At 60.7% G+C, this 11,293-nt stretch carries 7 protein-coding genes; all 7 read right to left on the bottom strand.

Annotation, left to right across the window (positions count from 1 at the left end; genetic code table 11):
- Nucleotide 1: 1 nt before the first annotated feature.
- Nucleotides 2-805 (bottom strand): hypothetical protein, encoded by an 804-nt coding sequence (locus ACEL_RS04210; protein ID WP_011719651.1) that lies wholly within the window; start codon nucleotides 803-805, stop codon nucleotides 2-4.
- Between the two features lie 3 nt (nucleotides 806-808).
- On the bottom strand, nucleotides 809-3,787 hold the full coding sequence (locus ACEL_RS04205; protein ID WP_011719650.1) for a DNA methyltransferase: 2,979 nt from the start codon (nucleotides 3,785-3,787) through the stop codon (nucleotides 809-811).
- 178 nt (nucleotides 3,788-3,965) lie between these two features.
- Nucleotides 3,966-5,375 (bottom strand): ATP-binding protein, encoded by a 1,410-nt coding sequence (locus ACEL_RS04200; RefSeq protein ID WP_041834944.1) that lies wholly within the window; start codon nucleotides 5,373-5,375, stop codon nucleotides 3,966-3,968.
- Entirely contained in the window at nucleotides 5,372-9,103 is a 3,732-nt protein-coding gene (locus tag ACEL_RS04195; protein ID WP_011719648.1) for a DUF6079 family protein, read from the bottom strand. Before ACEL_RS04195 ends, ACEL_RS04200 begins: the two co-directional genes overlap by 4 nt.
- 37 nt (nucleotides 9,104-9,140) lie before the next feature.
- Nucleotides 9,141-9,617, bottom strand: coding sequence for a BREX-3 system P-loop-containing protein BrxF (gene brxF / locus ACEL_RS04190; RefSeq protein ID WP_011719647.1), 477 nt, complete (start codon nucleotides 9,615-9,617; stop codon nucleotides 9,141-9,143).
- A 41-nt stretch (nucleotides 9,618-9,658) separates the two neighbouring features.
- Nucleotides 9,659-9,841, bottom strand: a complete 183-nt coding sequence (locus tag ACEL_RS04185) for a helix-turn-helix domain-containing protein (protein ID WP_011719646.1) — start codon at nucleotides 9,839-9,841, stop codon at nucleotides 9,659-9,661.
- 579 nt (nucleotides 9,842-10,420) lie between these two features.
- Nucleotides 10,421-11,047, bottom strand: a complete 627-nt coding sequence (locus tag ACEL_RS04175) for a hypothetical protein (RefSeq protein ID WP_148204529.1) — start codon at nucleotides 11,045-11,047, stop codon at nucleotides 10,421-10,423.
- Nucleotides 11,048-11,293 lie beyond the last annotated feature (246 nt).

Below are 11,293 nucleotides of genomic sequence, written 5' to 3'. Positions count from 1 at the left end.
CCTATTTTCCCCATTCTTGCCGCGTCTCTATCCCCCCCAATCCGTTTCGAGTCAGAGAGTCCCGTAGGTTCTGGTATTGCTGATAATACTCGGGTACCCGGACCCTAACGGGGCTAAAAAAGAGGCTGAGCTCTCGGATACTTCCGTCGTCGTTTTTCAAACAGAGCGGAGCAAGCTGACTTAGCAACGTCCGCACTACATCCTGACGGCTGGGATCGTCGAGACAGTTCACGGCGTACCGCAAGGAACCCAAGACAATATCAACAACAGACGAGAAATTGGACGAACCGATTGACGCAAGATGAAAGCCAAGAACGCGCTCAAGGCGGTACCGATCCGAATACGGCAGCCCACTCAATCCTATCGAAAACTTTTCTCTCAATATCTGTGGCAAGTTGTTATCGGTGAACATATCAATCAGGACGATGCCGTATTCATCTCGTTCTCGGAGAAAACAGTCAAAGTTAAAACACACCCGATTGATTTCCTTCCGTCTCGCTTCCTCCGGACTCGCGGCGATGCCGTGGAGAATAAACGAAGCGAACAGGAGAGCGTCATGAGCAGCCGCCTCCTCAATGACTCTTCTCTTTATCTCCCTATGTGTCTCGGGAGAAATGGTGTGGGGCCGCTCGCGGGTGTTGAACTTCAATAGATCCTCTGGCTCGTATCCGTGCTCTTGCCGCAGAAGGTCGATCCTTCTGGACAACGATGCTGCTTGGTTGGCATCGACACTGACACCACCATAAATGAAGAAGTCACTACTGCAGGGGTCTACATTCACCTCGTCCGTATAGAGCAAATGCATGGTTCACTCCTCCCCAGAACGGGTAAGCGCCTGGTCGTACCACATGAGGAGCTTGGGGTCTTCCTGGAGGATGTCCTCTGGGATCTTGCGCGCCACGGCGATGATGGTGGCGTAGTCCCGTTCCTGCCATGCCTTCTTGAAGCCGGCGCGGACGGCCTCGAGGCGGAAGACCTTCAGGCGCTTCTGCTTGGACTCGCGGTACTCCTCGAACTCGCGCAGCAGGGCCCGCTCGCGGAGTTTCTCCAGGTCGCCGGCCTTGTTGGGGTCCGGGACGTACCAGCGCGCTTTCGCGCGGTCGATGAGTCGTGGCTCACGGGTCACGAGTCCGCTGTCATCCTCTTGAGCCTGTCCAGACGCAAGCTGCTCATCGATGATCTTCCGAAGCTCCGCGCTCTGACGCATCCAGGAAACGATCTGCTTCGGAATCGGACCCTTGCCGTCGTAGCGGAGGAAGTTCTGTTCCAGCAGCTCGGACAGCTCGAGCGGCTTCTCGTGCTTCTGCCAGCCTCCAATCTCCTTGAGAAACTGCGGATGAAGCTCCTGGAAGGTCTGCGGCTTCCTGGTGAGCTGCTGCTTGAGCCACTGGATGGCGGAGGCCTCGTCGGTGACGAAGAGCTGCAGCGGCAGGACCTCACCAACCTTCATGCGCTTCTTGTCGTACTCCGCCACCTGCTCGGGCAGGAAGTACATCCCGTCGCGCTCCGAGAAGCGCTGCGCGAGACCGGCGTAGAACTCCGCCGCGGAGAGAGGCACCGTCACGCCCCGCTGGACATGGAAAGCCACCATGCGGTCGAATAGCAGGTAGTTCTGCCGCTCTGCGATGACTTCCGCCTCGCCGTCCTTGGAGACGAACACCGGCAGCTGCCTCAGGTGCGTGCGGACGAAGTCCCAGACACCTTCCTCGGTGCCGGCGGTCAGCTTGAACCTTTCCTCAAGGCCCCCGTTGGGTTTGTAGGCGGAGATGACCAGGTCCTGTTTGACCGCCGTGCTGGTGACCTGACGGTAGGAACCCTGTTGCTTGTCGAGGGTGCGGACATCGGCCACCACGAAGCCCGCGGCCAGTATCGCTTCCTGAATAGCGTTCCAGACGGCGTTGCGGGAGTTGTGGAAAACGACCGTCATCCAACGGCCGGGCTTGAGTACTCGGCAATACTCTGCGAAGCATTGCCGCATCAGGTGCTGGTACTCGGGCAGGCCTTTCTTCTTGGCCTTGTCCACGATGGCTTCGGGGGTGGCGTTGGTCAGCACCCGGTGCCAGGACTCCACCAGGAAATTTAGGTCGGCGTAATAGATGTTCTCGCCGAAGGGCGGGTCGGTGAAGATGTAATCAATAGAGTTGTCAGGGAGGTCGAGACGTGCGGTGGTGACGGTGGTGACGATGGCGCTTCCGGATGATGTTCGATGCCCTCGAAAGGCCTTCGCCAAACCCTTGAGCTTTCCTTCAAGGTTGTAGGACGGGGAGACTTCGGCAATTTGGGATGCAATGTAATATACCCCCGTCAACTGGCGATTTGTTTGCGAAAACGCCGTCGGCAAATAACGATTCAGAACGGACATCCCCCAAATCGCCTGCTCCACGAAAAACAACAACATGTGCCGGTTGCGCTTGTCCGGCCATGCCTGGGCCTTGCGCCACAGCGCCGCCAGGACGTGGGCGGCGCGGGGGAGAAAGAAGTGGTGGATGTGGGTGATGCCTGCATTGTCCATCCGCGCCCGTTCATGGGTCATGTGCATATAGGGCAAGGCATCTATCGGAACCTCATGCGGCCAGGCAAGAGATTCCACCCTGGAGAGGGTTTCAAGATCGGTCTGATTCGGCTTCTTCTCGTAACGTGTCTTGCCAATTCTGTAGACGATGAGAGCGGGCTGGCGCTTGGGGATGCGAATGATGGTGTTCAGCGCCCTGTCTAGCTTGGTTTCATAGAGGCGCTCCAGCCGCTTCTTTGTCAGCTCCGCACCGCAATGGGGGCAAGGGAAGGTCTCCCTTACCTTCTTGGTCTCCGGGTCCAGGGCCTGCTCCAGAAACACCACCTCGCCCGCGCAGTCCCAGCAGGTGAACACTTCGCTCCAGACTGTATATTCGATGCGCCCCTTGGTCTTGCCATCGGTATGCAGGGTCTCGTACATCCAGCCGATCTCCTGCTCGACCTCGTCGAGGATCTGGCGCGCCGCGCGTGCAAATCCATCCACATCGAAGGGCAAGTTGTAGTTGGCAGCGATGAAGGTGGCGGCAGGCGCGAGATCGCCCAGCACCACACGGCGTAGGCCCCAGTTGGGCTTCTTCCGGCCTTCCTTCTCCCATGATGCCTCGACATCACGCTTGTAGCTCTCCGGTGCGGAGCTACACCATTGTGCCGCGACGCTCGTCATACCAGAGCCGCAGAACCCATCCAAGACCACGTCTCCCGGCTCTGTGTAGTGGAGAATGGAAGGCACGATGGCCAGATGCGGTACCTTGGTGTGATACGAATGGGCTTTGTAAAGCGGGTCCGTTTTCCCCACGCTCACGTCGACCGCGAACGGCTCCTTGCTGTAAGGCACGTTCGGGTCGTATGGCTTGCCGTAGTGCTTGATGAAGTCCGCGATGAAGGGGTTCGGGCACGCCGTGTAATAGGGCGGATCGGATAGGTTCAGGATGTCTTCGATCTCACCGTGCGGGAAGCCGACCTCGTCCTTCCAGCGCTGGAGCAGGTCCTTGCTTGAATCGGCATGGCGCATGCGCTCGGCAAGCTCACGCAGGCGCGTCTCACCTCCCATCGGCCATTTCTCGACCGACTTCATCCGTTCCACGGCGTCTTCCACCGTGGTGAAGGGCACACCGCCGAGCTTGGCGTGGAGTTCCTCCAGCCCTTCGCGCAAGAGGCGGAGGAAGTGCTGCCGCCGCGCCTCGTCGGAGTCGAAGGTCTTGCCAAGGCATTCGACAGGTTCCTGGTCCCTGGTTTTGGCCTCCTGGTTTTCAAAAAGGTTGTTTTGCCGGTTCATGTGAATTTCGCTCCTCTTGGGAGGGATAGGGCGGAATGGAGCCGACTTATTTTCGCCTTATATGGGTTCTCCATAAGATGCCCATATGGAAAGGCTTCCCGATGGTTCATGCGAATAAGCTGGAAATACGCTGGCCATTCCCGCTTATTCTCCAGCCGATGCCAGCTTATTCCGGTGCTCATGAGCTTTCCTCTCTGCGCAGCCGCCACACGGCCCCTCGGCCATGTCCAGCGGAATCGACCAATTCCAGACGCTTCAGGTGGTAGAGATCATCCCGGACCGTAGCGGAGGCCGGCGGGCTTGCCATCTGCTGCATGATCTCTCGAAGAGGGATCGGGCCATGATGAGCAGTGATTTGCAGGACCTCCCGCTGTCGCTCGGTAAGGTCATGCGCTACGCGATGCGGGGCAATGTAACCGCTCGGTACGAAGCGCACCCAGACGCTACCGGCCTGCTCGCCGAATTCTGGCTCTGGGTGCCCAGCCTTGACACACAGCTCGACGATCTTTTGTGTCCCGCGTCCCCAGCGCTCGATGACGCCGCGAAGGTAGAACACCTTGGCGATCAACGGATTGCTCGGTTTTGACGTGTGGTCTCGCTTGAGATCCTCCGGGGTGAGACCGGATGGCAAGGTCCCGTCGCTCCAAATCTCCAGGCGATCGTCGTAGATGGCCAGGCTGACCGCCCCGCCTGCGATGGTGTAGTCCCGGTGGCAGAAGGCATTGACCAGCGCCTCACGCAGGACCTCCAGCGGAAACAATGGCTCGTCCTCACGCTCGAACAGCCCGGGGACGACCCGGCCCGCCACGGGAAGATGGCGGCGCAAAAACAGCATGGCCTCGTCAAGCAGGGCAAAGGCGTGCCCTTCGATCTGGCGCTGGTCGAGGAACTCCGATTTGTCCACCCCACGGAAGCGGGCCATACGCAGCTGGCATTGAGGATAGTCAGGGAGGAAGCAGGTGCCGAATAGAACGATGGCTGCGTTGTTCAGACGACCGCCCTTGAGCAATTCCAACCGATGCAGGATATCGGGAATGTCGCCGCCCGTTGATTCCGGCAAGCGGCCGGCGGCAACACCAAGGCGCACTGTGCGCAGGATTTCCTCTTGGTCGAGGTCGGCCACACCATATCCCTCGGCTCGAAGCGTTTCCCAGCGGGTGCGACTGTCGGGACGTTCTGCCAGAAGCCGGTGGTAGGTTTCCTGGGGCATCACGGAGGTGGTGGAACCCACCCGCTGATAAGGCCGACCGTCAAAGATATAGGGGCGCCGGGTAGGATCCGGCTGTGCTTCCAGCACCAGCAACTCCTTGTCATCACCGAGGTCAATGCGTGTTTGGGCAACGGTGCCCGGAGGTTCGAAACGCCTCGGCTGATCGACTACCTCCCGTAAAGTTTTGTCAGAAACCGTCTGCCCAACGATCTGCCCCTGGGGTGTAATACCGAACAGCACACGGCCGCCATGGCCGTTGAGCATGCCGCAGAGTGTTTCCATCGCCCGCCGGATCTGTGCTGTGGATTTCTTGAACTCGATGGTTTCGGATTCACCCTGTTGGGCGATTTGTTCGAGTTCATTCCGATTCACGGTCACTCCAGCACAATTCTCACCTTGCCAGGCTCATGGCCCTTGGTGAGTTCGTCAAGGTATTCATCGAAGCGTTTCTTCATGTCCGCCGGCGTCGCCGGTGAGCCACTCTTGAGAAGGGCTGCGCGCAGATCCTCGGTTTTCACGGCGACCTTGACCAGCCCGGAGAGCACCTCCTGCAGGGCGTGGATAAAATCCTTGCCCAGCTCGTCGGGCAACTTGCGTTCCTTGAGGAAGGCATCCACCAGCTTCCTGGGCTCGGGCTTGAGCAGGTCGAGGTTGCCGCGGGTGGTTGGGTCCTCCAGGTTGGCCAGCAGCGTCTGGGTCCAGTCGTCGAGGAGCTTGTCCAGCTCCGTGTCCAGGTGCTCGAGCACGGTCGCGGCAGGTGCGCCCACGCCCTCCGTTCCGGGCCGGAAGGAGCAATGCGGGCAGACCGGCGATGCGTCGAGGTCCTGCTCGGTGAGCGCGAAGCAGCTCTTCAGGCCAGCCAGGCGGTTCTGGAAATCGGTCAGGTGCTGGCGCGGCATCAGGTCGATGGTGGAGAGCCTCGAGAGGGTCTTGAGCCGTTCGTCGCCCATCAACGCGCTCTTGCGCCTGTCCTCGTTCACGCCCAGTCGGGCTCGGGCGTGCATGGCGAGATAGGCTTGCACGTAGGACTTCTTGAGGCCAGCGAGTTTGCGCAGAGCCTGCTGGCGGAAAGCGCTGGACGTGCGCTGGGCCGGGTCCGACACTTGCGCGAGCACCGCATCTCGCGTCGCCTTCATCCGCTCTACCCACTCGTGGTCCGTGGGCAGCACCGCCTCGGCGGTGGAGAGATAGGAGGCCACCCGGCCCAGGTCGCTCACCAGCTCCTGCAGGGACTCGATCTCCGAGACGGCCTTCAGGCCGTCTTCGTGACGCTTCACCTCCTGGGCGTCATAGCGGAAGTTCTTGAGCTTGCCGGGCGAGGAGTAGGCCTGGAGGGATTCAAGAAAAGACTTGGTCTGGTCGAGCCGGTCGCGCAGCTGGGCTGCTTCCTCCTCGGCGAGCAGGTTCCTGCCCCAGAACGCTAGGCCGCTTTGCAGGCTCTGTTGGACTAGGACCAGCTTCTCCACCACCGCGGAGATGGCTTTCTGGAGTTGCTGGACCGGCTCTTCCTTGCCTTGGGTGACGAGCTGCGCCATGCCCGGCGTCAGCCCGAGAAATTCGAAGAGTGCCTTGAGCGCGGGCAGGTTCCAGTCTTTGGGCCTCTCGATGTGCTTGAAGGGGACCAGCTCGTCTATGATCGTCGCAGCCAGTTGCGGCAGCCTGGTGGCGTCGAACTTCTCGCCGGAAATCGAGAGCACCAGGTCACCGGAGTAGACCAGCGCGGCCAGGACCACGACAGCCCATTCGGGCTCCAGACGGTAGCCCTTGTCCGGTGCGAAGTACTCGACACCATAGACCTCCTGGATCAGCTCCGAGCGGTTGACCACCTGGCCATGCCCCTTCTTCTTGAGGATGTCCAGGATGTGCTTCGCGTACTTGGAGCGGTACGGATCGAGCCGCTCGCCATCGAGGAGCTCCAGGGCGTCGAGCACGGCGATCGCCTGCTTGGTGCGATTCTGTCCGGCGATAGCGCGCAGGGCGTCCTGTGCCGCCTGCTCGCGGTTTTGGCCTGTGATGAGCACCGAGAAGTAGGGATACTCGCGCGCCTGGTCCTGAAAGTGTGCGGACAGGACGATGCCGGCGATGGTGTTCACCAGGTCGCGAAAGTTGATCCGCTCGTGGGAAGCGATCCCGGACAGCTCGCGGATGGACTTGCCCTTGGTCCATTCGACCAGCGACTTGGTGCGTCCCTGGTGGGTCACTTCGAAGGCATCGGTCATGTGCTTCTGCAGCCAGCCCACCAGGTCCCGCAGGAATCCGGTGGCCTTGGACTCGTAGGTGGCTTTGGCGTGGCCGCTCGAGGTGGACGCGAGCTCCAGCGCCGCGGCATAGTTCGTCAGCGCGATCCGAAACTCATCGTCCCTGTTGGTCAGGCGAAGGAACACTTCATCCGCCTTCTTCTCGTCTTTGAAGTGCGGCGGATCGAACGGCTGAATGAAGTAGAGGTAGAAATCACGGGGCGGTACGGCCGTCGAGCGCTCGTTGGGAGCGCCGAAGAAGAGATATCCCTGTCTTGCCGCCTTGTGCTCCAGCCATTCCAGCTCGTGCTGCCAGATCTTGTAGCCGGTAACGTAGGTCTGGTCGGTACACTCCATGACCCGTTTCAAAGCCTCGTAGTAATAGCGGTCGAGCTGGGAGGCATCGAGGCTCTCGGCGCGCTTCTCGATAAGCGCGTCGAAGTCGTCGGTCTTCTTGAGATCGAGGTAATACTGCCGGTTGTCCGGATTGGAGGAGATGAACTGGCCGCTGACCGTCCTGTGGATCTCGCGCAGGACCGTTTCCACCTGGGAAAGGAGGTCGTCGGCCGGGTCTCCACCTAATTCTTCGATGCCGGGCTGGTAAAGACAGAGCGCGTCGCGCAGCTCCTCAGCCGTGGCGCCCAGAGGTGCGTAGATGTCTCCGGTCGTCAGCCGGTGGACCGAGAGCGCGTGGATGATGCGGAGCGCCATGGGCTTGTACGCCGGCCGGGTGAAGGCCTGCTCGATCCGGGACTCCAGCACCTGGCTACAATCGATCACCGCCTTGATGTCCGGGACGGCGCGGAAGGAGGGGTTCTCGCGCAAGGAAGTCCAGTAACTGTCGTACGCAATGAGACCGGGCCGGTCCTCCGGCACCTCCTGATCGTGCAGCGTCTTCATGGCCAGAGAGATGGTCTTGAGCACCTCGCGCTTCTCCACCGCCGTGATGCGCTCGAAGGTGTCGATGTAGTCGGGATGGACCGGGAAGAGGCGGACGAACTCGTCCATCCGTTCGTTCATGTGGCCGTAGAACTTGGCGAACGGTGTAAGGTGCTCGCGGATCTTGGCCTGCTGTTCGCCAGTCTTCCTGAGCAGGCGCTCGGCGACTACGAACTTGACGTCCTTTCGGGCGATAAGGATCTGTTCGAAGCGGTCCTTGACCCGGCGGATGCTTTCGGCCGCGAAGGCGAGACGAGGGCTGTCGAAAATGGCCTCCTGCACACCTGCCATGAAGCGGAAGCGCAGGTCCTTGCAGACCTCGCCCACCTCACGGAGGAAGTTAAGGTCGAGGATCAGCGCCTGGTCCGGGCGGCCACGGAGATAGTCCAGGAGCTCATCCACAACCAAGAGCAGGCCATGGTCCGGGAACTCGGCATGAAACGCAGCCATCATCTCCTCGAATGCCCGCTTGTTGTTGGGGACCTGGCTGGCGTGTGGGAAGGTGTAGGTCACGCCCATGGCGGCCAGGTGCTCCTCCAGCTCGCCGACGAGGATGTCCCGCAGCGACATAGTGGTGTACCCGATCTCGGTGCGGACCACCTTGAACTTGCCTGCGATCGCTCTTGCTGCTTGTGCCACCTGAGCGTTGTCCAGGGCGGACAGCAGGTCCGCGTGCTCGGCGATGCTGGAGATCACCGACATGAGATGTGACTTACCGGTACCGTAGTTGCCCACGACAAGCAGCCCCTTGTTATCGGCGGGCTGGTCGAACTGAAGCTGGGGGATCACAAGGCCGGTCAGCTTCTCGGCCATCTCGTCGGAGATGACATAAGTGCAGACCAACTGTCTCGCGCTCGTGACCTCATCGGCATCCCGAAGCTGGACGACGGACTCGATCGGCTCGAACTGGATCAGGTCTGCATACCTCATTGCACATGTCCCCTTGCAGCTTCGCTTCTCTTTTCCTTCATGTTGTTACCGAGAGACTTACCACCAGAAAATCCCGAATCGGGTAGCGGCGGTATTCGGGGTGGTCCGGGACGGCGTAGGTCATGTGACCATCCACGATGGATCCGTTCCAGGCGGCCACGACCGTCTTGTTCCGGGACAATCCCTGAAGCAGACGCAAAGGATCCTGCTTCAGGTGGACATCGAAAAGAATCTCGATGTTGTCAAGCAAAACCAGCTCGCCTGTGGCTTCGCCCACGATTTCGCCCAAGAGCCTTGGAGCCTGCAGAGCCCGTTGGCGTTCGGTTAGGTCCAGCATCCGGCGAGACAGCTCAAGATTGACGTTGACGAGCGGTGCGGAGGTCGAGGCCGATACCTGCTGCAGTGCGTGCGTCTTCCCGCTTCCCGACGGTCCTACCATAAGGATCAGGCGATGATACAGCTCGCGCGCCCTATCGACTTCGCGCAGGACCTGATCCGCCAACGGTTCCGCCACTCGTATTTCTCCTGCCTTCCGCTTTCCTATTCGTCGGCTTCCTACTCGCCGTCCGCATCGTCCAACCAGCGGTCAATGGCTTCCTTCCGGAAGCGCCAATGGCGCCCAATCTTCTGGCACGGCACCTTGCCTTCCCGGACGAGCTTGTAGAGCGTCGATTTCGGGATCTTCAGATACGTGGACAGCTCCTCGATGGTCAGGACATTGCCCGGTGTCTCATCCATCGGTCACACCCCTCCGACCGCACGCCAGACTCCGCGTTAGCATACTTGATCCACCCCAGTAATTTGCAGTTAATGGCAGCTGGTGTCGCGCGTGGGTCGCGAGAGATCGTTGGCATACGCGCGACGTGCCGGTTTGGCTCCCACGTGCACGCTCCGAACGACCGCTACGACATAGCCGAACGGACTGACCCTCTTCGATCATGACTTGCTGATCTCGGCACAGCTCAACGAGGCAAGCGTGGCTCGGAAGCGCCGAGCGACCGTGCGCACTGTCACGTGACGAGAGAGGCAGGACGAAACACGAACGAGCGGCTACGCACAACGCGATCACACCCTCGAGAGGAACACCCAAAACTTAGATGCAAAACCACGGCGCGCCATCTCGGTGCAATTGACAGACCCGTTGGAATTGCCGAAATACGGGGCTTGTTTACTGGCTTCCGGGGCAGGACTCGAATCTGCAACCTACCGTTAACAGTCGGACGCTCTGCCAATTGAGCTACGCGGGACCGACCCGCCCACGGCTACCACCGCGCGACCGACGTCCACGACAGCGTGCGGAGCGTGCGTTACGCGGGTTTATGGAGTGGTGACGAGGACGGCGCGAGCTTGGTGGACGGGGTAGTGGATGGTGGTGGTGACGTCGATCGGGTCGATCGGGTAGGTGATCCCACCGGTGGTGAACACCGCCTCCCAGTGCACGGTAAGCCGCACCCACCCATCCGCCTGGGCCGCCCGGTAGGTGTGCGACACGTAATGGTCCGGTGCCACCCGCGGATCCACCCCGTCAAACACCCGGCCCGCACCCTCGGCCACCGACCCGTCATCAAACGTCCACACAAACCGCGGCGAGGCCACCAACACCCCCCGCACCGGACGGTCCACCACCAACCGCTGCACCCCCGGATCCACCACCGACACCACCACCGGCAAATTCACCACCACAACCCCTCGTGGTTGCACCACCGGCACCAGGCGCGGCAACCGCAACCGCGCCACCTCCCCCACCGCGTCCAACACCTCCCGGTCAACCCCCGGACCATCCCCCGCCACACACCGATCCGCCACCACATGCCACTCCCCCGCCACCGGCCACACCTCCCGCGCCCAGATCACCTCATGCACCCCCGCCAACCCCCGACCCACACACCACTCCCGCGCCTCCACACACACCACCTCCTCCGGCGGCCGATTCGGATTCGCCACCGCACACCCAAACGTCAAAGCAAACTCGTACTTCTTTTCCGCCGTGCCGCCGGTTATTGGCTTCTCGTTTCGGGTAAAGCGATCGCTAAAATCATAGACATACAGGTAACCGTCGCCATCCGGCACCGGACAATAGACCGGCTCCAGTCCTTGGCTCCGACACAATGTACCGCTTTCGTCCGCAGTAGCCGGCGGCATAATGGATAAGACAGCCGGAAGAACGGCGAGTGTAAGAGCAAGAAACCT

The sequence above is a fragment of the Acidothermus cellulolyticus 11B genome, assembly GCF_000015025.1.
GTDB lineage: Bacteria > Actinomycetota > Actinomycetes > Acidothermales > Acidothermaceae > Acidothermus > Acidothermus cellulolyticus.
This window is presented reverse-complemented; position numbering and strand designations above follow the sequence as displayed.